The organism is Paenibacillus sp. QJM3NY_38, from assembly GCF_056173265.1.
Map to the genome: position 1 here is coordinate 6,498,803 of NZ_CM149665.1, position 26,473 is coordinate 6,525,275.

26 protein-coding genes and 3 pseudogenes are annotated in these 26,473 nt (G+C 44.0%); 5 read left to right on the plus strand and 24 right to left on the minus strand.

Going from position 1 to position 26,473, the window contains the following annotated elements; translation table 11 throughout:
- Window position 1 precedes the first annotated feature (1 nt).
- Both AC0VZ8_RS30180 and AC0VZ8_RS30185 read right to left on the minus strand, forming a co-directional pair.
- Entirely contained in the window at window positions 2–370 is a 369-nt protein-coding gene (locus AC0VZ8_RS30180) for an ArsR/SmtB family transcription factor (RefSeq protein ID WP_332295953.1), read from the minus strand.
- A gap of 180 nt (window positions 371–550) precedes the next feature.
- Entirely contained in the window at window positions 551–946 is a 396-nt protein-coding gene (locus tag AC0VZ8_RS30185) for a MerR family transcriptional regulator (protein ID WP_332295954.1), read from the minus strand.
- A 309-nt stretch (window positions 947–1,255) separates the two neighbouring features.
- Between AC0VZ8_RS30185 and AC0VZ8_RS30190 the strand changes: the two genes are divergently transcribed.
- The 3 genes from AC0VZ8_RS30190 (at window position 1,256) to AC0VZ8_RS30200 (ending at window position 3,265) form a co-directional block, all read left to right on the plus strand.
- Window positions 1,256–1,519, plus strand: a complete 264-nt coding sequence (locus AC0VZ8_RS30190) for a hypothetical protein (RefSeq protein WP_332295955.1) — start codon at window positions 1,256–1,258, stop codon at window positions 1,517–1,519.
- 249 nt (window positions 1,520–1,768) lie between these two features.
- Window positions 1,769–2,755, plus strand: a complete 987-nt coding sequence (locus AC0VZ8_RS30195; protein WP_332295956.1) for an arsenic resistance protein — start codon at window positions 1,769–1,771, stop codon at window positions 2,753–2,755.
- Window positions 2,756–2,806: 51 nt separating this feature from the next.
- Entirely contained in the window at window positions 2,807–3,265 is a 459-nt protein-coding gene (locus AC0VZ8_RS30200) for a putative iron-sulfur cluster-binding metallochaperone (protein WP_332295957.1), read from the plus strand.
- Between the two features lie 230 nt (window positions 3,266–3,495).
- Here AC0VZ8_RS30200 and AC0VZ8_RS30205 read toward each other — a convergent pair whose 3' ends face one another.
- From AC0VZ8_RS30205 to AC0VZ8_RS30265, 13 genes and pseudogenes are all read right to left on the minus strand, one after another.
- Window positions 3,496–3,930, minus strand: a complete 435-nt coding sequence (locus AC0VZ8_RS30205) for a protein-tyrosine phosphatase family protein (RefSeq protein ID WP_332295958.1) — start codon at window positions 3,928–3,930, stop codon at window positions 3,496–3,498.
- 26 nt (window positions 3,931–3,956) lie between these two features.
- Entirely contained in the window at window positions 3,957–4,241 is a 285-nt protein-coding gene (locus AC0VZ8_RS30210) for an adhesin (RefSeq protein ID WP_332295959.1), read from the minus strand.
- 42 nt (window positions 4,242–4,283) lie between these two features.
- Window positions 4,284–6,047, minus strand: coding sequence for an arsenical pump-driving ATPase (gene arsA / locus AC0VZ8_RS30215; protein ID WP_332295977.1), 1,764 nt, complete (start codon window positions 6,045–6,047; stop codon window positions 4,284–4,286).
- Between the two features lie 23 nt (window positions 6,048–6,070).
- Window positions 6,071–6,430: an arsenite efflux transporter metallochaperone ArsD gene (arsD, locus tag AC0VZ8_RS30220; protein WP_332295960.1), complete on the minus strand. Its 360-nt coding sequence runs from the start codon at window positions 6,428–6,430 to the stop codon at window positions 6,071–6,073.
- Window positions 6,431–6,492: 62 nt separating this feature from the next.
- Entirely contained in the window at window positions 6,493–6,912 is a 420-nt protein-coding gene (gene arsC, locus AC0VZ8_RS30225) for an arsenate reductase (thioredoxin) (RefSeq protein WP_332295978.1), read from the minus strand.
- A 20-nt stretch (window positions 6,913–6,932) separates the two neighbouring features.
- Window positions 6,933–8,236, minus strand: a pseudogene (locus AC0VZ8_RS30230) (arsenic transporter).
- Between the two features lie 120 nt (window positions 8,237–8,356).
- A complete protein-coding gene (locus tag AC0VZ8_RS30235; protein ID WP_332295962.1) occupies window positions 8,357–8,680 on the minus strand; it encodes an ArsR/SmtB family transcription factor in 324 nt (107 codons plus the stop codon).
- Window positions 8,681–9,086: 406 nt separating this feature from the next.
- Complete coding sequence (locus tag AC0VZ8_RS30240; protein ID WP_411552374.1) at window positions 9,087–9,596, minus strand: hypothetical protein; 510 nt, start codon at window positions 9,594–9,596, stop codon at window positions 9,087–9,089.
- A gap of 13 nt (window positions 9,597–9,609) precedes the next feature.
- Window positions 9,610–9,798: pseudogene (locus tag AC0VZ8_RS30245) on the minus strand (transposase); the annotation flags it as partial.
- 63 nt (window positions 9,799–9,861) lie between these two features.
- Entirely contained in the window at window positions 9,862–10,188 is a 327-nt protein-coding gene (locus AC0VZ8_RS30250) for an MATE family efflux transporter (protein WP_332295964.1), read from the minus strand.
- 163 nt (window positions 10,189–10,351) lie between these two features.
- Entirely contained in the window at window positions 10,352–11,314 is a 963-nt protein-coding gene (gene trxB, locus AC0VZ8_RS30255) for a thioredoxin-disulfide reductase (RefSeq protein WP_332295965.1), read from the minus strand.
- Window positions 11,315–11,382: 68 nt separating this feature from the next.
- Window positions 11,383–12,789 carry an NAD(P)-binding domain-containing protein gene (locus AC0VZ8_RS30260; protein WP_332295966.1) on the minus strand — a complete coding sequence of 469 codons (1,407 nt, stop codon included), beginning with the start codon at window positions 12,787–12,789 and terminating at the stop codon, window positions 11,383–11,385.
- A gap of 196 nt (window positions 12,790–12,985) precedes the next feature.
- Entirely contained in the window at window positions 12,986–13,300 is a 315-nt protein-coding gene (locus AC0VZ8_RS30265; RefSeq protein WP_332295979.1) for an ArsR/SmtB family transcription factor, read from the minus strand.
- A 411-nt stretch (window positions 13,301–13,711) separates the two neighbouring features.
- Between AC0VZ8_RS30265 and AC0VZ8_RS30270 the strand changes: the two genes are divergently transcribed.
- Together AC0VZ8_RS30270 and AC0VZ8_RS30275 are read left to right on the plus strand one after the other, a co-directional pair.
- Complete coding sequence (locus tag AC0VZ8_RS30270) at window positions 13,712–14,161, plus strand: MarR family winged helix-turn-helix transcriptional regulator (protein WP_028406899.1); 450 nt, start codon at window positions 13,712–13,714, stop codon at window positions 14,159–14,161.
- A gap of 225 nt (window positions 14,162–14,386) precedes the next feature.
- A complete protein-coding gene (locus tag AC0VZ8_RS30275; RefSeq protein WP_332295967.1) occupies window positions 14,387–14,881 on the plus strand; it encodes an arsinothricin resistance N-acetyltransferase ArsN1 family A in 495 nt (164 codons plus the stop codon).
- A 663-nt stretch (window positions 14,882–15,544) separates the two neighbouring features.
- Here the strand turns inward: AC0VZ8_RS30275 and AC0VZ8_RS30280 are convergent.
- From AC0VZ8_RS30280 to cdaA, 9 genes and pseudogenes are all read right to left on the minus strand, one after another.
- Window positions 15,545–15,910: a ParB N-terminal domain-containing protein gene (locus AC0VZ8_RS30280; protein ID WP_332295968.1), complete on the minus strand. Its 366-nt coding sequence runs from the start codon at window positions 15,908–15,910 to the stop codon at window positions 15,545–15,547.
- Between the two features lie 139 nt (window positions 15,911–16,049).
- Window positions 16,050–16,955, minus strand: a complete 906-nt coding sequence (locus tag AC0VZ8_RS30285; protein WP_332295969.1) for a cation diffusion facilitator family transporter — start codon at window positions 16,953–16,955, stop codon at window positions 16,050–16,052.
- Window positions 16,956–17,423: 468 nt separating this feature from the next.
- Window positions 17,424–17,528, minus strand: a complete 105-nt coding sequence (locus AC0VZ8_RS30290; protein WP_411552377.1) for a YjcZ family sporulation protein — start codon at window positions 17,526–17,528, stop codon at window positions 17,424–17,426.
- A gap of 476 nt (window positions 17,529–18,004) precedes the next feature.
- Window positions 18,005–18,142: pseudogene (locus AC0VZ8_RS30295) on the minus strand (YmaF family protein); the annotation flags it as partial.
- Window positions 18,143–18,154: 12 nt separating this feature from the next.
- The gene (locus AC0VZ8_RS30300) at window positions 18,155–18,916 is read right to left on the minus strand and encodes a DUF2935 domain-containing protein (RefSeq protein ID WP_332295980.1); all 762 of its coding nucleotides are present in this window, start codon (window positions 18,914–18,916) and stop codon (window positions 18,155–18,157) included.
- A gap of 1,192 nt (window positions 18,917–20,108) precedes the next feature.
- Window positions 20,109–21,941 carry a glutamine--fructose-6-phosphate transaminase (isomerizing) gene (gene glmS, locus AC0VZ8_RS30305; RefSeq protein ID WP_475485307.1) on the minus strand — a complete coding sequence of 611 codons (1,833 nt, stop codon included), beginning with the start codon at window positions 21,939–21,941 and terminating at the stop codon, window positions 20,109–20,111.
- A gap of 734 nt (window positions 21,942–22,675) precedes the next feature.
- Window positions 22,676–24,016, minus strand: a complete 1,341-nt coding sequence (gene glmM / locus AC0VZ8_RS30310; protein WP_475485308.1) for a phosphoglucosamine mutase — start codon at window positions 24,014–24,016, stop codon at window positions 22,676–22,678.
- A gap of 32 nt (window positions 24,017–24,048) precedes the next feature.
- Window positions 24,049–25,521 carry a CdaR family protein gene (locus AC0VZ8_RS30315; protein ID WP_475485309.1) on the minus strand — a complete coding sequence of 491 codons (1,473 nt, stop codon included), beginning with the start codon at window positions 25,519–25,521 and terminating at the stop codon, window positions 24,049–24,051.
- Window positions 25,514–26,344, minus strand: a complete 831-nt coding sequence (cdaA, locus tag AC0VZ8_RS30320; RefSeq protein ID WP_071221881.1) for a diadenylate cyclase CdaA — start codon at window positions 26,342–26,344, stop codon at window positions 25,514–25,516. Before cdaA ends, AC0VZ8_RS30315 begins: the two co-directional genes overlap by 8 nt.
- Between the last annotated feature and the right edge of the window lie 129 nt (window positions 26,345–26,473).

Here is a 26,473-nt window from a genome sequence, read left to right on the forward strand (position 1 = left end):
ATTACTCAACTCCAACAACCTCCTTCTGATGCTCAATCGCGATACGGATGATTTGTTTCAATTGGGCATCCTCCATTGAATAAAAAACAAGTTTTCCTTCTTTACGATATTTCGTAATACCCATGTTCCGCAGCAGCCGTAAGTGATGAGATGCCGTTGCCATAGTAGAACCAATAATATTTGCAACATCACATACACATAACTCATCCTCATCACAAAGTGCATAAGCCACCTTCAGCCTCGTTGGATCTGCTAAGACCTTGAATACTTGAGCCATATCTTGAAAATCATGTGTGTTTAGCTTTGCCTTCACTCGATTGACCTTATGCTCGTCATAACAAAAAATATCGCATGTATCTCTTGTTTCCATAGATGCACCACCTCACTCAAATGATTGTTTGATTATTATAATAATCCTGCGATCATATTTTGTCAAAAGAAAAACCTTAATTCTGTGAAATTAATGTACAAACAAAAAAAAGCCTGATTCATAGGCTCTCTTCAAAGTAATTTTTGTACATGTAACTTGATGTCGTTTATTATCTTTATTTTAACAGGATCCGTTATTTTGAATTTTCATTAAACATTCCGACCAAGAAAGGCATTTGCAGTTTAATCCGTTATCTAGAATCTTTATCATGGCATTAATTTGTTTCTTCTTTTCCTCAAGTTGAGAGCGTTTCAACTTCGCCATATGCTCCCATCGATCTGAAAGAGAATCATCCACTTCAAAACCTTCTAATAAAACGACAATTTCCTGTATTTTAAATCCTGTATGCTGGGCGACCTTAATAAAATTAATGCGGTCAAATAGCCTTTCATCATAGCGGCGCTGACCGCTTCTCCGTTCTGGAGCAGGTAGCAAACCGACCGATTCATAATAGCGTAAAGTCGACGTATTCACACCAGCCTTTGCCGCCAACTGACCAATGCTAAGCTTTGTCATTAAATCCACCCCTTGACTTAAAGTTAACTTTAAGTTTTATGATTTAATTATAACTCATTCTGGATAATGAATTACTAATCTTAGGCTAACACGAGATCAATATTGTACTCGCGGAAACTTAGCTCGAGGGTGGAGCAGCCTAGAGCATTGCACATTTTTGAACCTTATGAGTAGCTGTGTGTTGGCTCTCCTTTTTGAAATATCGGTGCAGTTATTTCATCACCGCCGCCATAAGGGCAACTAAATCAGTTCGTATAAAGGTCAGGATGCATTTGTAATTCTTGTGCTATTTTGAAAGGAGCTAAAAGTATGACTAAAGAAATACCTATTTCATGTTGTCACACAGTCTTTACAAAGGATGAACGATTTGAATACAAAAGTATTTGGGGCAAATTAGAACTAAGAAGGCTCAGTATTACGGAGATTGAAAAAGGATACCAATATCTTTTCCCTGGTGATTCAGAAACCCTACGGCTTTTAAATGAATGGATTGGCATGGAGAGAAGATGCTGTCCATTTTTAACTTTTACGGTGATTGCAAACAATGAAGAGAACCGATCAGGCTTCAATTAACTGGGAACGAGGAAGTAAAAGCATTCTTACGAAATGAAATTGATGAAAATATAAAAGCACTTACTACGTTGAGCAAAGAAACGAATAGCACCTGTTAACCTTATTTCCGATCGTCTTTGTTGAGCTTTTAATTCTTGACTAGCCATAGTAGACATGATAATTTCGGCTTTAGTATAGACATCAAAAACAGTTGTGAAGTTTAACGTTATTATTTTGCGATAATCAAGCACAAGTGAAATGAGGATTAAAATGGTCTCAAGAGAACAGTTAGAAAAGAATCAAGTATGGCTTTATGCTCTGGTATTAATTCTTGCTACTGGAATAGGTTTATTATGGCCTGAAACAAGCGCAAGTTTTGATCGTGTGATTTCAATTGTACTTGCCATATTAATGTATGGAATGTTTACGCAAATCCCTTTTTTCCGCTTAAAAGAAGCACTATCAAATCGACGGTTCATTTACGCACTACTTATGATGAATTACATAGTTGTACCTATTCTAGTATGGGGATTAACACGTTTTCTTCCCGCTGACCCCTCCCTGCTATTGGGTGTATTTCTAGTATTGCTTACTCCGTGTATTGACTATGTCATTGTTTTTACACATCTCGGTCGTGGGAACGAGAAACTCATATTAGTTTCGACACCCTTACTTTTTGTTACCCAAATGCTTTTATTACCTATTTATTTATGGCTTTTTATGGGCACACAGGCAGCAGAAATTGTGAGTGTTGGACCGTTTCTCGAAGCATTCCTAGGTCTTATTGTTGTTCCTTTAGTACTTGCACTACTTACACAATGGTGGGCAAGAAAACAGCAAACGGGAGAACGTTTTCTTGATGCTACAGCATGGCTCCCTGTGCCTTTTATGGCACTGACTCTTTTTGTTGTTGTTGCATCGCAAATCAGTAAACTATACACTTCATTTGAATTTATTAGCAAAGTGATTCCAGTCTATGTAGCATATATGGTCATTACTCCAAATATTGCGCGTATCGTTTCTCATATATTCCGTTTGGATACCGGAGCAGGACGGGCACTTATTTTTAGCGCGGGGACTCGTAACTCGCTAGTAGTTCTTCCTTTTGCTTTAGCTCTACCTGAGCCCCTTAACGGGTTAGTGGCAGCAGTAATCGTAACACAAACGATAGTAGAACTTATTGGGGAATTGATGTATATTCGTCTTGTTCCAAAGGTTCTTTTACGAGAAAATAGTGAAAAGAAGCTTACAAAATAGCTGTATTCTCATCCTTGTGCTCATTCAATTCACAAAAGGAGTGTTGTTAAAATGGATTGTTGTGAGTCATTCAACAACAATACAGGAGTCGCTAGAACTGACTGTCCTTCCTGTAGTAAAAAGGGTAAGAGCATACAGCTCATTACGCTTAAATCATTGTTAAAGGCTTCTGCTCTTGAAAACATTGAGCCTAAGAACTCTTACCTTTTTTGCTCGAGCTCTACTTGTTCTACAGTCTATTTCAGCACCAACCATTCGCAAATATTCGTTGAAAGCGACCTGAAGGTACCTGTATACCAAAAGAACCCGAGTATGAATGTGCCCGTTTGTTACTGCTTCGAATGGACGAGAGAGCGACTTCTTCAAGCGACAGGCGCCGACCAACAACCTACTAAACAAATTAAAGCACATGTTCAGGCAGGTCGTTGTGGTTGCGAGGTAAACAACCCCCAAGGTTCTTGCTGCCTAGGAAACGTGAACATTTATATAGGGAGTCTTAGCAGGAAGTAATCCACGCTAAGTAGAAAAACTGTTTTCGCATGTTATATTTCTTTATAAGTTAACAGCCCTCCCTGATAACAACTTCATAAAAATTATCTTCTATAGGGAGAGACTTCCCAGTCCCATCCCTTTAGAAGATAGTAAGAAACCTTCAAAACCGATAGTATTTTATTTATTTCTTCATCCCAGCCCGCTTATTTCTGATCTGCGTGTAATATCTAAAGTCCTCATTCTCGAAACTATGCTTCAAATATCTTTTCGAGGGATTCCCTTTGGGTCGGCTTTATTTGAATAATGTTACGAATGCTCTTGGCCTTTCCCTCAGCTTCGGCAATGGTTTGGGCCTCTCCCAAGGCTAACAAAGTTCCAATGGCAACGGTTCCTGTTCTTCCTTTACCTCCCCCACAATGAAAAGCAACTTTTTGCCCACTGTGATAGGCACTAACTACTTCATCGATCGCCTTTTTAAATAAAACCTCCTCGCTCTCCGCTGCATTATCACCCAAGGGGATCTTAATCCATTTCACGTTGGCATCTGTTGATGCGCACTCCGTGGCTTCTTCTCGAAGGTCTACCACAACTTGGACACCTTCCTGTTTCACCATTTCTTCAACATCAGCGGCTCCACCCATATAGATCTTATCTTCATGTAGTGCATGGTATTTCTTCTCCATGTTCTTCGTTGCCTCCTATTTTCGAACTAGCAGCAGCTGCTGCTGCCGCCACTGACGATTAATGCAGGACCTTCTTCATCCTGGTCAATATCCAATGTAACATTCCGTACGATGTCGGCAATCGTTGGATCGAGAGCCACTTCTATATGATTTATACGCTCGACAATGTCATTTTCCTGAGCTTTATCCAGCGTCAGCTGATAACTTGGACCGCAGCACCCAGCTCCTGCATTAAAAAATCTTAACGTCGTTGTCCCAGCTTCTTTCATCATCTCTTCGATATAAGCTCTAGCCCCATCCGTAATGATCATGATGATCACTCCTCACTCATATAAGTAAAATCTTACCCGTCATTATTTCTCCGTCAGTTTTTTGAGCCGATCATATCCCTTAATTTCCTCCGGTTCCCACGGAATAATCACGCTGTGATTTGCCGATGCTTCTTTAATTTGTGAGATCCATTGTGCCTCCGAACCCGCACGACCTTGTAACACCGGATCCGTGGTCTGCGTTGCAGCGAAGCTCTGATTGATCGCCCACCATTTTGTAGGGATATTAGCTCTCTTCAAGTCCTCGTTCAATCGCGAAGCCTCGTAGAATGGCGTGGCCTCTGCCAAAGTAACAATAACCACGCTGGTCTCCTCAGGGTTTCGCAGGCGCGGCAGAAGATGCTTCACCGAATCAGGAATGGCCCCAGAAGAACGTTCAATTTCCTTATGGTACTCTTGCGTTGCGTCCAATAACAGCAGCGTATGTCCCGTTGGAGCCGTATCAATCACTACAATCTCATCCTGTGAACGCTCAACCAACTCTGCAAAAGCTCTGAAGACAGCAATCTCCTCTGTACAAGGAGAGCGTAAGTCTTCTTCCAAATAAGCAAGACCATCTTCATCTAAGGAGTCGGCATTTTGGCTCAGTACTTCATTACGGTACTTTTCCAGTTCGACTCTTGGGTCGACTCGACTCACCGATAAATGGTTGTTTCCTTCCTCATCTAAAATGTGGTTAAGATGTGCGGCAGGATCGGTTGTGTTCAGATGTACTCGATGTCCCTGTTCAGCTAAGCCAACCGCAATGGCCGATGCGACGGTTGTCTTTCCCACACCGCCTTTTCCCATCGTAAATACAACACGTACTCCGGATGAAGATATGTCACGGATGAGTGAGCTTAATGGTGGTGCTGAAATCTCTTCCACGTTTTCATGGCTTAATGATTGTTCTATGGGTGAAAAAAGTTGACGCAAATGGGATAGTCCGGTTAGGTTATATGGAACTAAAGGTATTTCATAATGGGGAATGGTCTTTAAGTTCTCCGGCATCGCATCCAACGCGATCAGTTGACGTTTATAGAACGCTTCTGAAATAGGATCTGGGTTTGAATGAAGAATAAAAGTACCGTTCATAACAAGAATCTGATTACTCATTCCCGTCTCTCTTAATTCGGATGAAGCACGGGCAGCTTCCAACAGCGGTGAACGATCTGGACGTGTCACCAACACGAGTGTTGTTTGTTGTTCATCATTCAGAGTTGCCAGTGCGTTGCTATAGAGTTCCTTCTTCGACTCCAGCCCTGCTAATGGGCCTAAGCATGAAGCACCGTGTGTACTTTCATCTAGAAATCCACTCCAAGCGGTAGGAAGTTGCAACAACCGGAGCGTATGCCCTGTTGGGGCGGTATCAAAAAGAATATGGTCAAAGCCGGCTTTCAGCTCTTGATCGGTCAATAGGGTTGAAAACTCATTAAACGCTGCAATTTCAACAGTACAAGCGCCTGAAAGTTGTTCCTCCATCGTAGCAATCACGGTATCCGGAAGTTTGCCACGGTAGGGATCAACGACCTGAGCTTTATATTCACTTGCTGCCGTCTCCGGATCTAAGTTGGCGGCATATAGGTTAGGTACTCCCTGGATCTGAACAGGATGATTGGATAACGTCATACCGAATACGTCTTGTAGATTCGACGCAGGGTCTGTGCTGACAAGCAAAATCCGCTTACCCGCATCTGCGAGTGATATGGCTGTCGCGCTCGCGGTAGAGGTCTTCCCTACCCCGCCTTTGCCAGTAAAAAAGAGATAAGGCGTTAGTGGAATATCATTTGGATGAAATGATCTAGTCATCATAGTGCACCTACTTCCTTCAATCATTGCTTCGTTTTGAGCTCAATACGCATTTTCGGTTTTTTCGCCAAATCCGTCTCTGCCAATCCAGTCCACGCACACCATTCCTCCATGGAGGGGTAGCCTTGGATTTTCGTGACCTGACCGTTTAACAAAACTACCGGCAGAACTTCCGGGCCTTGTTCAGTAAGCAGCTGATTGATAACACGGTTCGTAACAAATGCATCTGGCTCACTTGCCAGGTTATAACGAGCAACATCGATGTTCTTGCTTTTTAGATTGTGGACAACGGTTGATACGCGAATCAATTCAGGGTCCACGCTTGGCCCGCATACTCCTGTAGAACAGCACATGGCCGGATCATAAATTTCAATGGATATCATGTCGTTTCCCTCCTGTAATAAAGGAAGCCGAGAAAAGTTCCCGGCTCCTGCATTCTATTTGATTACTCGCCGGTTTCAGCGAACTTTTGAATACGCTCGCCGATTTGATCGCGAACGCGCTGAAAAACAGCCCATTTTTCTTCGTCGGTACCCTGAGCCTTGGCAGGATCGTCAAATCCCCAGTGCTCACGGCGAACATGAGGAGGTGTCATCGGACAACGATCGGCAGCATCACCGCACAGGGTGACCACCAGGTCGGATTGATTCAACAACACCGGATCAATGATATCCGAAGTTTGGTTCGAAATATCGATCCCCACCTCATTCATTGCATTGACCGCATTCGGGTTTAAGCCATGAGCTTCGATGCCGGCGCTGTAGACATTCCAATCATCTCCCAGATGTTTTTTAGCCCATCCTTCAGCCATTTGGCTGCGGCAAGAGTTGCCTGTGCACAAGAAGTAAAGTGTCTTTTTTTCCATCATCGTTTCTCTCCCTTGAATTAAAGTATGGTAAGCCAGATATATAAACCTAAGAGGGTTATAAATAATGTTGGGATGGTCAGTATGACCCCTGTCTTAAAGTAGGTCTCCCAGCTGATCTTCACGCCTTTGGTCGAAAGGACATGCAGCCAAAGCAAGGTGGCCAGTGAACCAATCGGTGTAATTTTGGGACCTAAATCGGAACCAATCACATTCGCATAAATTAAGGCCTCTTTAATGGCAGCCGACGTGTTTGTCGCATCGATTGCGAGTGCATCTATCATGACGGTCGGCATATTGTTCATGATGGAAGAAATAAAGAAATAATCGCAGCAATGAAGCCCATCCCCATGGTTGCAGCAAAAAGTCCTTGATCCGCTACGCTCTGTATGACACTTGCCAGAAGATCTGTAAGACCGGCGTTACGTAAGCCATAGACCACAACATACATACCGATCGAGAAAAATACGATCGCCCACGGAGCCCCTTTGAGTACTTCTTTGGTTTGCACAGCCGGACTTTTTTTCGCCATCAACAGGAAGAATATCGCGATAACACCAGCTACGATCGACACGGGGATACCCACAAATTCACACACAAAGTAACCGATCAGCAGCACGCTCAATACGATCCATGATAAACGGAACATCTTAGGATCTTGAATTGCCGTTGAGGGTTGTTTAAGCTGCGTCCCATCGAACTTTCGCGGGATGCTCTTGCGGAAAAACAAATAAAGCACAAGGATACTAGCTACTAATGAGAACAGATTGGGAACCAACATACGACTGGCGTATTCGATAAACGTAATTCCGAAGAAATCGGCCGATACGATATTCACCAGGTTGCTGACTACGAGTGGTAGCGAAGTTGTGTCCGCAATAAAACCACTTGCGATGATAAAAGGAAATACCTTCTTCTCGTCAAAATTCAGCGCTCGTACCATGGCAAGCACAATCGGAGTTAAGATTAGAGCCGCACCATCGTTTGCGAAAAAAGCAGCGACAACAGCTCCAAGAACGGATACATAGACAAACATCCGAATACCGTTTCCTCGAGCAGCATTCGCCATATGTAAGGCGGCCCACTCGAACAAACCGATTTTATCCAAGATCAATGAAATGATAATGATCGCGACAAAGGCGAGCGTTGCATTCCATACGATCTGGGTGACATCCCATACATCCTGAAAGTCAACGACTCCCACAAGCAGCGCCAGTACAGCACCACCACATGCAGACCATCCAATGGATAGATTTTTAGGCTGCCAAATGACAAAAACTAAGGTAACAAGAAAAATGATGCTAGCCAGGACAACAGAAACCAATGTTCAAACCTCCAATTATGCGATGACTTAAATACTGTAATGATCAATATATAACTATATCCTTATATAAAAAACAGAGATAATATCTAGCATCACTCAACCATATGCTAAATATTCTTATTAATCACATGCACAGTTAACTTCCTTATTCATGGATGATAGTAATTCTTGAGCACTTGGCATCTCATTTAGCACGGCTTGGATATATGGCTTGTCATCAACATTCAAGGAATAATAAACCCATTGGCCACGACGGGCTTCATTTACAATCCCCTGAGACTTAAGCTTTCTTAAGTGCTGGCTAATCGCTGGCTGAGACATGTCAAAAATATCTACAAATTCGCAAACACACCATTCTTTTTGCTTAAGAAGCGTTAACATAGTAAGCCTTGTTTTATCTCCAAGCAGTTTTAGCTTCTCGGCAATTTCGCTCATTTGCTCCAATAAGATTCACCCCATTCTTGTAAGATAACATCATAACCATATAATTTAATGCTTATATCTTAAACGAAAGAGTGCTTGATTTCAAGTGTCTAGAATCTGCTTCCAATAATTTCTCATTGAACAACACAAGTGAGCACCCTTCCTGCAATTGTGATGGTTTGAACGATACTTCAGCTCTTACCGCAAGTAGGTTTTCCACGAATGCGTTAATAAAATCTTTTCATATTATCGCTAATAACAGCAAATTATATATCCGAATTCCCGCCCCCTCTTGGGGGGCAGGTCTCCCTGCCCTTCTTTCATCATCACCTTATGTCTATCACAATTCGTTCATTCATTTGTCTAAGCATCCTGGTTTTCTACGACATGTTCCCCAATGGAATCAACTTACATCGCCGTAATCGAACTAACCAAACAATAAATCCAGAATCTTTTCATTTGCCTTTCTGTTCTTTCCGATATAAGGGTAGCAGTGTATATGGATCGCTGGATTGAAGTTGATTTCTATGATGCTGTAATTGGTATCGGTTGCTTCTTCCTCTAAAGAATCAATCATCATATCTACACCACATATGGTCGCTCCTGCAGCTTTAGCTGATTGAACGGCAAGTTCCTTATAGCTGTTTGGTATTTCATCCGTAAAATCGATACTGTCTCCACCCGTACTAATGTTCGAATTTTCTCTTAGATAGATAACCTCCCCTTGTTGGGGTATATCGTTCCAACTCATAGAATGATTTTTCAAAAACATCTCTTCTGCTTCCCCTAACTGAATTTTCTCAAGGGGAGTCTTATACCCTTTACCTCGAAGTGGGTCTTTATTCTTCTCATGAACAAGCTGTTCGATCGTGTGGACACCGTCACCGACGACATTTGCTGGGACACGATGCAGGACCCCTACAACCTGATCCCCCATGACCAGAAAGCGATATTCCTTTCCTGTCGCTCTCTCCGTTTTGGCTCTTACGTACCCAAGTAATGATCTGGCTTTCACTCTTGATCCCGAACTTCTCCATGATGCGGGTGTAGGTCCAGCCCTCTTCCACCCGTAAACGAACGGCCTCTTTCTTGATTTCATCGCTATAACGATTAAAAGTTTGTCCCTTTTTCGCTGGCATAACAAAAATCCCCTCCGGTCGACAATGTTGAGTTCATTGTAACATGATCTCTTTTTTCACTGTCTACCATGAGGGGATAATACCAACAATAGACATGATAAATCCGTTTTTTACATAAGACTTAGCTTGTTCTCCCTGACCGGCCCCCATACAATGTGAAACCTTGATGCCCGTACCAATCGTTATCATGGTCGATAACGCAATCGCTAAATTAATGAAGAAGCTTGCTGTGCCAATTGCAGCAACCGGACCGCTTCCTAGCCCTCCAACCCAAATCATATCCACAAGACCGTAGGTTGTAGATATAAAATTGGTTGCAATGATGGGAATCGTCAATTTCATTAAAGTAGACATAATAGGACCTTGGGTCAAATCATTCGTGCCCTGCATGATCTAGTTGCTCCTTCTTGCTCTCATGTTAATGTAAAAACCGACCACAAGGGTCGGGGCAGAAAACGCTTGTGACTGAGTCAAGTTGTGCCGTATCGTTTTCAGTTCGAATTAAATTTGTTATCTTTTTTTAGTGAAATTCAATTCACACATAAGCATACACTTATACATTAGCCAGATCTGTGACTGATTTTATAAATGCGGATTCTGCTTCTAAAAATCGTTCGCTGTCTAGAGCAGCCATACATCCTGTACCTGCTGCTGTAATCGCCTGACGGTACTTCGGATCCTGTACGTCACCGCAAGCAAAAACCCCAGGAATGTTCGTTTCAGTTGTTCCAGGTTTCACACGAATATATCCAACTGGATCGGTATCAATCTGTCCCTTCAAAAATGCCGTATTGGGCGTATGACCCGTCGCAATAAAAATTCCGTTGGTCTCGATGATTTCTTCATTTCCTGTTTTTATATCCTTGACGCGCAGTCCGGTAACTCCGCGATCATCGGCAATAATTTCAGTGGATTCTTTGCTAAGAGCCCAGCTTATTTTAGGATTTTGTCTTGCACGTTCCTGCATAATCTTCGAAGCACGCAGTTCATCACGACGATGAACAATCGTTACCTTGGAAGCGAACTTCGTAAGGAAGTTTGCTTCTTCCATGGCAGAATCTCCTCCACCCACGACAAGCACTTCTTTATTTCGGAAAAAGAAACCATCACATGTCGCGCATGTGCTTACGCCGCGGCCAATATTCTCCTTCTCCCCTGGTATACCGCCAAGTAAATTCGCAGATGCACCCGTGGAGAGAATGATCGTTTCAGCTTGCAATTGACCCAGCCCCTCGACGGACACTCGAAACGGACGTGAAGAGAAATCCACTTCATGCACCCAACCATTCATAAACTCAGCACCGAATCGAATCGCTTGTTTTCTCATATTATCCATGAGCTCGGGACCCATGATTCCATCAACAAATCCAGGGAAATTCTCAACTTCTGTAGTTAATGTCAATTGGCCTCCCGGTTGTGGTCCTTCAATAACAAGCGGATTCAAATTAGCTCTAGCTAAATAAATGGCTGCCGTTAAACCTGCTGGACCCGTTCCTATAATGATTGATTTGTACATCACTCTTCACTCCTTCGATTGGTTGACCAGGGAGGATCTTGTCTTCCGATTCTCCCCTTCTCTAATTTTTAATTGCAGCTCGTTTTAGCAGATGAAACTGGCATGCAACAATCGTTGGCATTCGGCGCACTGCTAATACCACATACGCCGGTCTCTGGCAGCTCTAATTCAACCTTGGATGCAGCTTCCAGATCGCCATCCAGGTATGCTGCAATGGATCTGACCTGTTCGTAGCCCGTTGCCATAAGAAAGGTTGGCGCTCGGCCATAACTCTTCATTCCAACGAGATAAAAGTTCTTGTCTACATGGCGCAGCTCCTTTTCACCATGAGGTCTTACGGTTCCGCAACTGTGTACATTGGGATCGATAAGGAGCGCAAGTGCTTCAACACTCTCCGTTGCAGGATCAATGCTAAGTCTAATCTCACTCAAGAATGAGAAGTCCGGCCGGCTTCCTGTATTAACGATAATCTCATCGATTTCTTGTATCTCCTTACTTTCACCATTTGCAGTCCCTTGGATGTGAATCCTTCCATCGTGTTTGGAAATCTTCTCGATCATAAATGGAGTAACCACCTGGACTTGGCCGGCATCAATCAGCTGATGAATGTGGCTTCCAAGTGCTCCTCGAGCCTCTAACTGGTCATTCTCTTCTCCGCCGTAAGCTTCTTCCACCGATTTCTTTCTCATCACCCAAATAATCTCCGTATTCGGATCCGTTTCTTTAAGCTTGGCTAGATCCAGCAGTGTGTTGATCGCAGAGTGCCCGCCTCCTACGACTGCAATGCGTTTTCCTCTGTACTTCAGCTCTTGGTCAGCTGATAAATCTGGAATCCCATAATAAATGTGATCTTTCAGATCACGCTCTTCACGTGTCCATATCCCATCTGCATGCAGCGGATTCGACTGTCCCCATGTCCCGGAAGCATCAATGACTGCCCTAGCTTCAAAGCGTTCCGTGGAGTCGTTTGTTTCAACATAAAGTACGAATGGCGCAGCTTCACGATTAGCCGATTTCATTTTATCTGTGTTCTTTTTCGATATGGAGATGACTCTGGAATTTAACTTGATATAGGGCTCCAGTTCAGGCAGCTTCGCCAAAGGTCTCAAATATTGATGAACGATCTCTTGGCCGAATGGTAATTCCGTTAATACTGGAGACTGCCAACCTTGTTTACGCAAAAGACGCTCAGCGGCTTTATCGATGTTATACTGCCACGGTGAAAAGAGACGTACATGTCCCCATTGTAGAATGTTCTGACCAATGCTAGATCCGGCTTCAAAAAGGATGAATTTTTGTCCTCTCTCCACCAAGTGAGCCGCTGCTGCCAAACCAATCGGGCCGGCACCGATAATCGCGACCGGCAGGTTATTGCTATAGGGCGCATGCTCCTCCTTCACAGTCTCTGTAGTGTTTAACGTTACTTGGGGTGTACAACAAGAAGATGAGGCTACCTTAAATTCAATGTTTTTCATTCGTAAGCCCTCCGATTTGATATACATCAATTTTTTTTGATTTATTAACTAAAAATGAACCAATGTACTTGCAGCAGTCTGGAAAAGACACACATAGAATTCAGTTCGTGCTATAAATGAATTCTAATCTCTTTATTTGCATATTGCAAGTATAAGCTTGAAAAGCAGTACAATAATGAAATAAGACCTTTGGACTTTATGAGCAGCATCCATTCTGTTTGTCGTCTATCGAACGAAAAATGCAACATAACTCAGGTGAAAGCAACCGATTAACTACAGCATGATTTAACTCATAATAGCTCCAAGTCCCTCTCGTCTCGAGAGTGATCATCTGGGCATCGAGTAGGATTCTTAGGTGATACGATAGCTTGGACTGAGGCATTTCCATGATTTCCATCAGGTCACAGACACAAACGCTACCTTTTTGACTGAGCTCATGCATGATCTTCAGTCTTTTCTGATCTGCCAATGCTTTGAATTTAGTTTCGTATTGGGCAAAATCAACATTCACGCTGGATGGCTGGATAACGTTCAGTTCTTTGATCATAAACTCTTTACCTCCATTTAGCAGCAAGGGCAACAAGCAGCGGTTGGTTGAACAGTGATAGGTGCCGAGATGTTCATCGTCTGTCTCAAGTGTTGTGAATTCAACCATTTCCACATTTGTCGTGCCTTCAACTCAATTTCATTTTGTTGATATTCAATCAATTTTTCCATCATGTAGTGATTCATCATTGGACGCCCCACCATTCATCAATAAAATTTGATGAATGAAGCATATCATGAAATAATTGTATGTTCAAGGACTAAATCAAAATATTTTGATTAATAATCGTTCGCCCAACTCATATGATATGGATCCCGTGTTATATTTGCATGTTGCAAATATATGTTGTATAACTATGACAAGAGGTGATTCGAAATGGAAAATGCTCGTGAGTTGTTTCAGATCATGACCCGAAGATTTGGTCTTCTAAATAAAACCTGCTGCAGCGTCGGAGGAAATGATGTCTCGTTAGTGCAAAGCCACATCTTGTATGAGATTGACCGGCAGCACAACCCTTCGATGCAACAAATCGCTGAAACTTTGGGAACTGATATTACAACGTTTAGCAGACAGGTCCAATCCTTAATCAAAATGAATTTAGTGAAAAAAACTCAAGATCCACAGGATCGAAGAGTTTATACACTGGCACTTACGACGGAGGGAAAGTTTATTGCGACTACCATTGATCAACAAATGAATGACTATCTTAACGAAGTGTTCTCATATATGACCGAGTTCGAAAAAGAAACCGTGCTACACTCCGTTAAGATTTTCAACGAAGCAATGGCTAAATCCAATAAATGCTGCGGTCCATTATCTGAATAATGAATTTGATTTGTAGGAGATGAATTACGATGTTGCTCCATTCTTACGTTGCAGAGCATTTTAAAAAAAGTGACCTTCCCATTCAAAAAAGCCGAGAGATAACCAATAAAGAACTCAATAGAAAACAAACACGTATAGCCTTCTCGTTTTCAAGACAACCACGCATAAATACCTGCTGTGTCACCTGCTGCTAAGCTTATATTTCCTATATAGGAGGAACTAACAATGAAAACCACTTTGATTAGAGCAGCAGATACTGGCGACGTGGAACGTATATTGCACATTTATAATCAAGGAATTGAGGATCGCATTGCGACACTAGAAGTTGATCAAAAAGATATTGCATATATGAATAACTGGTTCCAGCAACATCAGGATCGCTACGCTGTCATTGTAGCTGAGTATGATAATGAAGTAATCGGCTGGGCTTCTCTCAACCCTTACTCGCAACGATGTGCTTATGACGGTGTTGCCGACCTATCCATATACATTGATCGAGCTTTTAGGGGCAAGGGGGTTGGAAGCATTCTTCTGGAGCGTCTAGAGGAGATTGCTAAAGAGAAAGACTTTTATAAAATCGTGTTGTTCACCTTTCCCTTTAATCATGGTGGTCAAGGCTTATATCATAAGCTTGGTTACCGTGACGTTGGGGTTTTTGAAAAGCAAGGGATCTTGGATGGAAAATATGTGGATGTTAAAATCATGGAGAAATTGTTGTGAATATTAAGTTATTTAGATCCCCTGATTCGGATCTTCAGGCTGATTCTGGTCTTATTCCACTCTTGTCCAGTTCCTCCTCCGCCAAACGGATATTGGCGCGCATCCGCTCCAGGGTGCGAACGACCCGCTCCAGATCCTCCACTGCATGCCGTCCAACAGCTTCGCCAGGAAGTCCCGGTGTGACATCCAGTACAACTTCTGAGGTATATCGGTTCCGTTTTTCTATAGTCTCATTATAACTTGTTTATCACTCTCCCGTGTCTCGGCCTATGGGAGCATTATATATTTTACTGTAATAATGATCGCCAACATAATTTCTAATTGTAAATATGTATTTTTGAGATATACAGTATTATCAGTAAATATATGACACTTTTGATATAAGTGAGTTTTGAAGGGAAATTGCCTCAACAAGATGTAGAGCATCTAAAGACTCGCCCCTCCATGGCATGGGAGATAGTCATCAATAAGTCTTATTTATTGGTCCCATAATACAGAGAGGGTTAGTAAAGACGAGCTTAAATAGCTTGCAGCAATACCAATGAGTTAGGGGGTAGCGTCCAATAGGGGGGATTTAATACCTAACTCTTGTTTGCTGCCCAAGCAAACAAGAAAGGACCCCCTGCTAACTCGGAGGTCCTTCTCATTTAGAAAATATCCATACTAAAATACCGTTCTCCCATATGCGGAGCTGACCCGCTTCCCTTCCCCAGCCTTACTGCTACGCGCAGAGCCGCGGATAGCGATGCGCCGGAGGACTATCCTACCATTCAGGAGCCGTTCCTGCTGATCGTCCAGGTCGACGACGCTAACGGCCAACTCCGTATGCCCTTGCTCATGTACCATGATCTTAAACCGCTGATGCCCGCCGACCATATTGCCGGTTCTCTCATTCCAAACAATTGGCTCACCGTAACCAAAGTTTTGAATGGACTGCTTTAGATTATCATATCCCGGATCTCTCGGTTGTAGATCCACCTCGGGTTGTAGGCTGCTGCATTGATTTGTTCTATCTGCTCTGATGTTCATACTCACTACCTTCTCAGTTTTTATGGCAAGAAGAAAGGGACAAGCTGTATCAGCTCATCCTTTTTCACTAATATTAGTCCCAAAAGCTTCTAAATTAATTGATACTATTTATTTACTTGTGTAATGGAACAATAGCAAACTATAGTTCCCTATTATTCTGAATAGCCTCGTTTTCAATAGAAGGTTCAACATGGACATGTACATATGAAATATCATGTACCAATTTCAATTCGTTTTCTACGCGAGTCGAAATTTCATGTGCCCTTAATAAATCTAAATCTGCTTCCACAAATAGAATAATATCTACACTAGTATTACTGCCATAAGATCTGGCCCTAATGTCTTTAACACCCTCCACACCTTTAACAGCCAAAACTGTTTCCTTATATAAATCAATTTTTTTCTCATCATAGCCATCTGTTAAATGATGTGTTGTATCACGAAAAATATCCCAAGCAGTTTTACAAATCAAGAACCCCACGATTACAGCTGTTAAAGGATCCATCCAAGGTAAACCAAACTGAGAACCGATGATTCCAATTACTGTACCAATGCTTACCCATGCATCTGAAATGTTATCTTTCGCTGCAGCCATTAGCGCCTGACTACGAATCTTTTCGGCAAGTTTTTTGTTGTAGCGATAGACCAAATACATAACAGCCGCACAAAAAAAACCCGTATAAGCTGCTACTAAATCAGGGGAGTCTTTCCTTCCTTCAAAAATTGCGCCTACTGCTTCATAGAGTACTTGAAGACCCACCGCCATCATTATAAAAGATGCAACTAACGAAGCAATACCTTCTGCCTTCCAGTGACCATAAGTATGATCTCGGTCAGCAGGACGTTGAGAAAGTCGGAGTCCAATTAATACAGCAATAGATGCAACAATATCTGTCGCGTTGTTCAGCCCGTCGGCCTTCAATGCTTCTGAATCTGCAGTATAGCCGATGAACAACTTTAGGGATGATAATAGAATATATGCGGCGATGCTTAAAATCGCGCCCTTTTCACCCAATTTTAAATTATCATATTTCAATTGATCCAACTTGAGATCCCTCCTTTCATTGAATAACATTAATCATGAAGATTATGTTACCAAGCAGGGATCATGTGGGTCTAGAGAAACGTTTTTTCTATGGGTCTAGTATATTTCGGATGCTAAAAACAATGGCTGAAACAAAAAAAAATTTCCTTAACTCAACAATTAACAGCTTCCGTTTTGTTTTATTCAATGAATTGAGTTGAGTTGGTTTTCAAGTATGCAGGAACAACAAACAGGAGCACATGCAAACCTTATGCCCTTCTCTGCTGTTTTCTAGACCCTTGTCTCTCTATCCCATTCACTTATGTATTTTGACATTCAGAATAAGCTAACCATCGTCTAGGAAAGCTTTAAGGGGGACGATAAACTACCGCCCCCAAACCAAGGGAATGATACATGGGTCTGGCATGCATCACAACAGGCGTTAATTCTTATTAATTTAATCAATGTTCTTTACGTGCCGTTGTGTGATTAAATCCAAAAAGTTCCCAAGATAATAACCAAGAGAATAAATAATACCAGGACAGTACCTACTGGATTCCCATATCCGCTGTAACAAGGTTTTTCGTAACTCACCGATATTTACCTCCTTGCATTGTAGAATGGTACAGTTTATGAGCACAGACGGCCTTGGACTGGACATTACGGCAATAATGATCAGAATGTGCTAATGTAGCAGGGATAGGATTGGGAGGGGTTCTTCACACATCGCGGTCTACTGAAGAAATGATTCGTCCCCGTCCACTCACCCCATACGCACCTCTTACACTTATCTGGATGTTTCGGCTTATACCGTAGTCGCAGCAGCTTATTACCTTTTCCGGCCATGTCGTCGTTCCTCTCGATTTCGTGGCGAGCTGCCCGCTGTGAGTCTGACCAACCATTCAATCCATTTCATATAACCGTCACTCTCCTGTTAGAAAATAAAAAAAGCCGTCCAGGAATGGACGACTGCTATCGATTTATGTACGCATTTCTGCGATATTATTACGCTTTTCGGCATTCACATACTGCTTTTAAAAAATGGCGACCGTACCGGCCGCAGCAAAAACGCCTTCCAAGGGAATGGCGGGACCAGTTGTTCCTCTAATCACGTGCTTGTGTTGATCATTAGATGAAGTTTGGGCATGATAATTATGGACGTGTGGAACGCCACTTGGGGCTGGTTCAGATACACCGACGTAATGATGGCTTCCCTTACATTAAAACAAGATTTCTTTCTTGTTAACCTTCATGCCACACAATGACCGATCGAACATGTCAAGAATAAATAAGAATCGTTCGGCTTCACGAAAAACGTGATCTGCTAATAAAGGGTGAATGATACTTTTGATTCGACACTCTTCAATTAAGTCGCGCGCAGTCTTCTTAAAATCGCGCAATGATTTGACTGAAACGCGGTTTTCATCAACAAATTGACTTAGTAATGGATGGGTTTGCGATTGTGGACGCATGGAACTTAAGTCAATGGCTTGAAACATCAACGTATCAAAATCTTGGCTAAACTCCCTTGCTTGTTCCACTAATTTTCGCTCGGATGGATCAAGCAGATGACCTATAAATTTTGCATGGTCAGCCATGATTTTAAGAAAAAAGACATTTTCATCGATAATCGCATCAGGTAATGGTTCAAGTCTCCCGCTATTGAGTTCCTCTAACCGATTTCTAAAGTAATTTGCTTCTCGGCTAACATGATCTACAAGCAAAGGGAAATTTGTTCCCCCAGGGAGTTGGCACCTTAGTATAAGCCCAAGTACCTTTCTCTTAAATGCCCAAATGTGTGAAGCGGCAGTGTGAACTTCTGAATTAAACTGTCGAATGGTTTGTGGATCAGTATCTGCTTGATATGAATGTGATCTTCTTTCAATCTCCTCAAAGATGGCATGAAATTGATTAGCCTCATTAATTAACTGCGTGTCTTCACATCTAAATCCTAGTCGAAGAAATAAGGAATGTTCTTTCATAATGCGTGACCAAAAACGTATTTCGTCTAATGACCTGACTACAAAAGGATCCGACAAATCATATCCCACCTTTCGGCACACTAAATAAGACGACCATTTAAATATGCTTGATATCAGGGATATGAGGATGGCATGTTCCAATATGCTATCGGAGAATAATAAATCACGATCAATTAAGGTGAATTTATAAAAGCTTCTCAAGCAAATTGCCTTCTGAGGCAGGAAAATTATCAAGTGTAACATATAAGAAGTACCACTGTAAATCAGCCATGTGATGTTCAACATAGGGTCACGTTAGAGTCAATTTGTGTTCAGTTTACGGAACAAAAATTCCCCTTAAGCAACTTGTTTTCTCAGACTACACGATCTTTTCAATGCTCTATTTTTAAAGATCGCGGCAATCAGTTTTAACCCTTCTTATTAGACCTTTTCCTATGTCATCAGTCTGATCATATGATAATTTGTGCTCAATAGCTGAGATCAATAAAGGAACGACAATCTTCTACGTAAAAAGCCTGTCGGTTTGATTGACCGACAGGCTCTTTAGTATTTAAGGGCATAGACTTAGCTGCAGTAACATCAATAGGTTAGCACGAATCCCTCTTTCAATCTTCGATTTTATCACATCAGTTATTTAAATCTCATAATCCTTCCTTTTCTCCGTGCTTCTACAGATGTGTTTTCTTAGTTAAAACAGTTTTCTTCGGTAACGATAAAATTTACCCACCTAGGAACAAGGTACTACCAATTGTTATGGATAACCTCAAATCTACAAACTCTAGATAAATTCTACAAGTCGGGCGATGGTGCTGATAAAATTGATTTTACGCACGATGTAAAAGTGCTTTTCATAAAATAATGGTCCCGAAAGTCATTAACGGGACCATCAAACTACTTCATAATTATAATGTAAATTTCACATCTTTAATGTACAATTCACAACTATATTGTCATCGAACAGAAGGCTAAACAAATTCTACGCGAAATTAATGAAAAAGAGGGTAGCCTCGGAAATTACTTCCTTGGTTCCCCTCTAAATGCAAGAATAATCCTTCGTGTGGCTCCACACTTTTTTATCATAGTTACATTCTTTTTTTTTCAGTTACATTCTTTTTTTATTAGTTACAACCTGTATTATTCAGTTACAAAGAATATTTAACACATTCACGTCGTGTGTCGTCCGCTCCCTACCTTACTCCACCGTCACGCTCTTCGCCAGGTTACGCGGCTTATCGACGTCGTTGCCACGGGCAAGCGATGCGTAGTAGGCAAGCAGCTGCAACGGTACGACAGACAAAGCTGCCGTCAAGATCGGCAAGGTCTTCGGAATGGCGAAGGCTTGATCAACGGATTTCAGCAGGCCGGCCACATGCTCTTCATGCGTAATCGCCATCACTTCTGCACCGCGGGCCTTCACTTCCTTGATATTACTCACCGTTTTCTCCATAACCGATTCCTGGGTTGCCAAGGCAATAACCGGAATTCCCTCTTCAATCAGGGCCAGCGTACCATGCTTCAGTTCGCCGGCAGCATAAGCCTCGGAATGAATGTAAGAGATCTCCTTGAGCTTCAGGGACCCTTCTTGTGCTACGGCGTAGTCCTGACCACGACCGATGAAGAACAGGTTCTCATGCTCCGCAATTTGCTCGGCATATCCCTTGATTGATTCTGCGTTGGTCAGCATGGACTCTACCTGTTCAGGCAGTGCTTCCATCGCTGCAATCACTTCAGCCACAGCGTCTTCGGTCATCGTATCGCGTACTTGAGCCAGGTACAGACCAAACAGATAGAACGCAATTAACTGAGAAGTATAGGCTTTCGTAGATGCTACGGCGATCTCCGGTCCAGCCAGGGTGCCAAGCACATCGTTCGCTTCACGGGCAATCGAGCTGCCTACTACGTTCGTGATGGCCAGGACATGAGCGCCATGGCTCTGTGCTTCACGAAGCGCTGCCAAGGTATCTGCCGTTTCACCGGATTGGCTTACAACGATAACCAAGGTCTCTGGCGTAACGATTGGCGAACGGTAACGATACTCGGACGCCACGTCATTCTCAACCGGAATGCGTACCATCTCTTCAATCACGCTGCGTCCCACAAGTCCGGCATGGTAAGCCGTACCGCAGGCGACGATCTGAACATTGCGAATGTTCTTAATCTGTTCCTGTGTCAGCTTCAGCTCAGGCAGAACGACTTTACGTCCGCTCTCATCTACACGGCCCAGCATGGTATCCCGGTATGCTTTTGGCTGCTCGTGGATCTCCTTCAGCATGAAGTGATCGAATCCGCCTTTTTCCGCTGTAACGGCATCCCAATCGACACGAATCATTTCCCGAGAAATAAAGTTCCCCTCAATGGTCATTAATTCGACAGCATCTGCGGTCAGCAGAGCCATCTCTCCATCGTTGAGAATATATACGTTCCGCGTATATTTCAAAATAGCCGGAATATCAGAACCGATGAAGTTCTCCCCTTCTCCAAGACCAATAATAAGCGGGCTTGCTTGACGCACAGCCACTAATCGATCCGGCTCATACTCGGTCAAAACGCCAAGGGCAAATGCGCCTCTCATGTAAGAGATCGCCTTCTGCACGGCCTTAACGATATCCCCGTCATATTCACGGGCAATGAGATGGGAGATAACTTCGGTATCGGTCTCCGAAACAAAGTGGTGTCCTTGGCTGATCAGCTCTTCCTTCAGCTCCAGATAGTTCTCAACAATCCCGTTATGAACAACGGAGAACTTCTGGCTTTCATCTGTATGCGGATGCGAATTCACGTCCGACGGCCGGCCATGCGTAGCCCAGCGGGTATGACCGATACCTGCAGTTCCCACGAGTGGGGCAGACTCCAGTCTCTCCTCCAGATTGGCAAGACGTCCTTGCGCTTTGGCCACACGCAGCCCTTCATTCGTAAACACGGCAATCCCTGCTGAATCGTATCCGCGATACTCCAGCTTTCTCAATCCCTCGATCAACACCGCTTGCGTTTTCTGATTTCCAATATATCCGACAATACCACACATAGTATGATTCCTCCGTTCGATTTTTCCCTATAATAGTAGGCGGAAATAGAACACGGCAGCATCTGTGCGGTATCAGGAAAGAAGAATGATTTATTCAATTATCAACGTTCAAAGATCCAGCATGATTTCGGCTGCTAAGTTGAACAGACATGAATGCACTCTTCTTCCACCGCGCTGCCCTGTTCTAAATCGCACATTCATGTTTTGTATAATTCCTAATAAGAAGCACCTGCGAATCCGTTGTAAGAACGGTCGCCCATTCCTTTTCCGTGATTCGCTTACGGTTGGTGCATAACCGAGAGGTCCCCGCCGAATAATCCGAACACCTCTACCTCGTCAACTTGCGTTCTGCCGTTTGGTTATCCCTATCGTAGCAATAACCAATCCCCGCGCAGGTACAAGCTCTGGCGCTTATGAAGCTTGAAGCAACCTCACAATCCTCGCTTTCTATTCTTGAATGACATCCTTTATTATATTCATGCTATATCACTTTGGCAACTCGGCTGTTTCCTAGGTGCTCCAAGCCCTGCGTATAATTAACCCCATGAATGGCATCGAATGGCCTACCCTCTCAAGCAATGCCGTAATTCACACTCTTTGCTGACAGGACAGGGGGTGTTGCGCTTTCATTGACTGGCTTCATCGAAAAGCAGAAGGCCAGTGAACCGGATCTGCATAGTTCACTGGCCCTGACAAAAATTAGTCTGCTTTCCTTGAAAAATACACCCTTAGTCTTACGCCAATTCCCGCTTCACCACGTCTGCAATCTGCGTTACGTAACGGTCGAGCTCTTCTTTGTCCGGGCCTTCGGCCATGACGCGAATGAGGGATTCCGTTCCCGATGGGCGAACCAGGACACGTCCATTATCCCCCAGAATGCCTTCGATTTCAGCAATCGCAGACTCAATAACGGTATTGCCTTGGTACTTGCTCTTATCGCCAACACGAACATTAACCAGCACTTGCGGGTACTTGCGCATGCTGCTCTTCAGCTCATGCAGAGGCTTGCCGGAGGCTACCAACGTATCCACCAATTGAATTCCCGTCAGAATGCCATCCCCTGTTGTATTGTGATCCAGGAAAATCACGTGTCCTGACTGCTCTCCACCCAGGTTATATCCGCCACGGCGCATTTCTTCCATCACGTAGCGGTCACCGACTGCAGTTTTAGCGGTTTTCAGCTTCAAGCTGTCACATGCCTTATAGAAACCGATGTTACTCATAACGGTCGAAACGATGGTGCCTGCCTTCAGCTTGCCGGCACGGTTCATGGCATCACCGCAAATGCACAGAATGAAATCGCCGTCTACTTCCTCGCCTTTTGCGTCAATGGCAATCAGGCGATCCGCATCTCCGTCAAAAGCCAGACCGAGGTCAGCGCCATGCTCGAGTACAGCCTCGACGAGTTTCTCCGGGTGAGTCGATCCACAGTGATCATTGATATTCAGGCCATTCGGCTCAGCACCGATGGTAATCACATCCGCACCCAGTTCACGGAAAAGCTTTGGAGCCAGCTCATAAGCTGCGCCATTAGCACAGTCCAATACGATTTTCAGGCCGTCAAACCGGTTATTCACCGTCGTTTTCAAATATTCCAGGTATTTATACTTCGATTCGTTATCAACCAGCAATTCACCTAAATCAGCCCCGATTGGCCGCGGCAGATTATCCGTTTCCGCATCCATCAGCTCTTCAATCTTAAGCTCTGTCTCATCCGACAGCTTGAAGCCGTCTCCACCGAAGAACTTGATGCCGTTATCTTGTACAGGGTTATGTGAAGCCGAGATCATAACACCCGCATCAGCTTTCAAAAGTCTTGTGATATACGCCACCGCTGGTGTACTTACGACACCCAGACGAATGACATGTGCACCGATTGACAGCAGGCCTGCAATCAAAGCCGACTCCAGCATAGCCCCCGATACGCGAGTATCCATGCCGATGATGACAGTTGGCTTCTCTTTATCGCCAGTGAGCACATAACCGCCGCAGCGACCGATGCTGTAAGCCATTTCTGCAGTCAGCTCTTGATTCGCAACTCCTCTTACTCCATCTGTACCAAAATATTTCCCCATGTTTTATATACTCCTTTATCTACTCTTCGTTATTATCCATCATTGGACGTTTCTGACCCCGTTGTCCCATCATTCGATCCGTCTCCCGGCGGATGTGATGGGGTTTCTCCTGATCCGGAGTTATCCGTGTCTTCATGAGTAGGAGGCGTCTCCGGATCCTCCTCCTGATCATTGCCTGTTCCTGTTCCTGATCCCGTTCCTGGTGGAACAGGCGGCTTGTCTTCCATTCCCTCATTCTTCGAGGTGTCCGGCTCCGTTGTCACGGGCTTGGAGTTATCCTTGAGCTCTACCTTAACAACAGGACGTTCCGAATCCGTGCGGTTAATAAAGTTAGGAAGCGTGATCTGCAGCGGAATTTCGTGAACGCCGGCTTTCAAACCGGTTGCATTCGCTTCAGCTCCGATATCCGTCGGCTCCAGGCTATTGAGCAAGTCCGGCGCTCCGGTGAGCGTTAAAGATATGGTCTTCGTCTTTGGATCCGAAATGACAGCATCCAAGCCGGTGGCAACCCCTTTTAACGTTATCGGAATCCCCGTAATCACCCGTTCACCATGCGATACCGCCGTAACATCCACCGTTACAGAGCTCGGCTCGATTTTCTCAAAACCTTCAGGCGGCGTCAAGTCGGCCGTAAGCACTGTTGTTCCCGAATTTCTAACTTCTCCCAGATTGATCGTAGCTTCAATATAGGTCTCAGCTCCTGCCAGCGCCTCTTTACTGCCAAACAGCTTCACTTCTTTTACCTTCTGTTCCACCTTGGATAGGACAAACCCTTCCGGCAGCCGTCCGGTATATTGAAGCTCCAGCGGCAGGGTGACAAAAGCAGGCTCGATCGGCACTTCAGCTGCTACTGTAGCAGGCTCAATGACCGCATCTTCCATTGCGTTGCCTTCTTTATCATATGCTGTAAGCTTGACTCGTTTCTCCGTAATCTTCTCTTTGGCACCATCAAGCTCCACACTACCTTTGACCTGCCCCAGATTCGCCATTGACGATTCAGGCAGGGTAACCGTGACTTGCCTTGGGTCAATCAGCACGGGTGTTCCGGCCCGGTAATCTTTAGCAGGCTCGCCTTTGGTTCCAATACTTACCGTCACGGATTTCGACACTCTCGCCTCTACCGTCACCGTAACAACCGAAGGCTCCATCGATACCATCTCCACGCCACTCGGGATGGAGGGCGTTAGCGGAAGTGTGTGCGTACCCGGTTCTTTGACGTTGCTCAAATCAAGCTTCACCTTATAATCGTCGGTCAAAAGCGAAATATTGGATTTCTTTCCCCGAACTTCGAGATTTACACGGTCTTTATCAATCCCTGTTAACGCATATTCGCTGTCATCAAATCCATAAGTCTGAATCTCAACGCCTTCAATGACTTTGGTATCATAAAAAGTCGTTGGCGGTGCAGGCGTTCCGCTGTCCATATGAACCATCGCCCACAATAAAATACTGACAGCGAGTGCAATGAGCTTGCTTGCCGTGTTGTTCTTGATCCATTTATCCATTGCTGCCGTCCCCCTTCCGTTTCCAGAAGAACGTGCGTTTCTCCTTAATGGACGCGGCAGGCCTGAGCTCCTCATACAATTTGGAGATGAGGGACTCTTCCTTAATATCTCGAACCACCTGTCCATTCAAGGCCAGCGATACTTGCCCAGTCTCCTCGGATACGACAACCGAAATCGCATCCCCCACCTCACTGATTCCGATAGCGGCACGGTGTCTTGTTCCCAGTTCCTTACTGATAAAAGGATTCTCTGATAGCGGTAAATAACAGCCAGCCGCCGCAATTTGACCGTTCTGAATAATGACAGCTCCGTCATGGAGCGGCGTGTTCGGTATAAAAATGTTAATAAACAATTCCGAGCTGATCACCGATCTCATCGGAATTCCTGATTCTACATATTCATTCAGGCCCGTCGTCCGCTCAAAGACGATCAAAGCCCCTATTTTGCGCCGAGACAAATAATTAACCGCCTTAATGGTTTCGCTGATTAACTTATTGGTCTCCTCGTCAATATCCGCCGTCCGCCCAAACAGCTTGCCTCGTCCGAGCTGCTCCAGACCACGTCTGAGCTCCGGCTGGAAGATGATAAAGATCGCCAGCACCCCAAATGTAAAGATCTGATTCATCAGCCACTTCAGCGTATACAGATCAAACCAGGTGCTGAGAGCCCAGATGACCACCAGCACCAAAATCCCTTTGAGTAGCTGGACCGCCCGCGTCCCGCGGACGAGCAGTATCATCTGGTATATTATATAAGTAACGATAAGGATATCGATGATATCTTTAATGGTTTCACCCCAGGTCATATCTGTGAAATACTCCATACAGCAACCCCCGTCATTTCCTTTAAGTGCGGGCCCAAAAAATCCGGTTCCTCGAAAATGAATGCTAAGATTCGATTTCACCGAACCAGCTCTCCATTTTCCTTCGGATCACACGGGGACTTTTTGAAC

Coding starts and splice junctions, on each gene's coding strand:
- AC0VZ8_RS30250 (WP_332295964.1), bottom strand. CDS start 10,188: ATGCAGGGCACGAATGATTTGACCCAAGGTCCTATTATGTCTACTTTA.
- AC0VZ8_RS30315 (WP_475485309.1), bottom strand. CDS start 25,521: ATGGATAAATGGATCAAGAACAACACGGCAAGCAAGCTCATTGCACTC.
- AC0VZ8_RS30180 (WP_332295953.1), bottom strand. CDS start 370: ATGGAAACAAGAGATACATGCGATATTTTTTGTTATGACGAGCATAAG.
- AC0VZ8_RS30280 (WP_332295968.1), bottom strand. CDS start 15,910: ATGAACATCAGAGCAGATAGAACAAATCAATGCAGCAGCCTACAACCC.
- AC0VZ8_RS30195 (WP_332295956.1), top strand. CDS start 1,769: ATGGTCTCAAGAGAACAGTTAGAAAAGAATCAAGTATGGCTTTATGCT.
- AC0VZ8_RS30240 (WP_411552374.1), bottom strand. CDS start 9,596: ATGGGGGATCAGGTTGTAGGGGTCCTGCATCGTGTCCCAGCAAATGTC.
- arsC (WP_332295978.1), bottom strand. CDS start 6,912: ATGGAAAAAAAGACACTTTACTTCTTGTGCACAGGCAACTCTTGCCGC.
- trxB (WP_332295965.1), bottom strand. CDS start 11,314: ATGTACAAATCAATCATTATAGGAACGGGTCCAGCAGGTTTAACGGCA.
- AC0VZ8_RS30200 (WP_332295957.1), top strand. CDS start 2,807: ATGGATTGTTGTGAGTCATTCAACAACAATACAGGAGTCGCTAGAACT.
- glmM (WP_475485308.1), bottom strand. CDS start 24,016: ATGGGGAAATATTTTGGTACAGATGGAGTAAGAGGAGTTGCGAATCAA.
- glmS (WP_475485307.1), bottom strand. CDS start 21,941: ATGTGTGGTATTGTCGGATATATTGGAAATCAGAAAACGCAAGCGGTG.
- AC0VZ8_RS30210 (WP_332295959.1), bottom strand. CDS start 4,241: ATGATCATTACGGATGGGGCTAGAGCTTATATCGAAGAGATGATGAAA.
- AC0VZ8_RS30260 (WP_332295966.1), bottom strand. CDS start 12,789: ATGAAAAACATTGAATTTAAGGTAGCCTCATCTTCTTGTTGTACACCC.
- AC0VZ8_RS30275 (WP_332295967.1), top strand. CDS start 14,387: ATGAAAACCACTTTGATTAGAGCAGCAGATACTGGCGACGTGGAACGT.
- arsD (WP_332295960.1), bottom strand. CDS start 6,430: ATGATATCCATTGAAATTTATGATCCGGCCATGTGCTGTTCTACAGGA.
- AC0VZ8_RS30205 (WP_332295958.1), bottom strand. CDS start 3,930: ATGGAGAAGAAATACCATGCACTACATGAAGATAAGATCTATATGGGT.
- AC0VZ8_RS30300 (WP_332295980.1), bottom strand. CDS start 18,916: ATGAAAGAACATTCCTTATTTCTTCGACTAGGATTTAGATGTGAAGAC.
- cdaA (WP_071221881.1), bottom strand. CDS start 26,344: ATGGAGTATTTCACAGATATGACCTGGGGTGAAACCATTAAAGATATC.
- AC0VZ8_RS30190 (WP_332295955.1), top strand. CDS start 1,256: ATGACTAAAGAAATACCTATTTCATGTTGTCACACAGTCTTTACAAAG.
- arsA (WP_332295977.1), bottom strand. CDS start 6,047: ATGACTAGATCATTTCATCCAAATGATATTCCACTAACGCCTTATCTC.
- AC0VZ8_RS30270 (WP_028406899.1), top strand. CDS start 13,712: ATGGAAAATGCTCGTGAGTTGTTTCAGATCATGACCCGAAGATTTGGT.
- AC0VZ8_RS30185 (WP_332295954.1), bottom strand. CDS start 946: ATGACAAAGCTTAGCATTGGTCAGTTGGCGGCAAAGGCTGGTGTGAAT.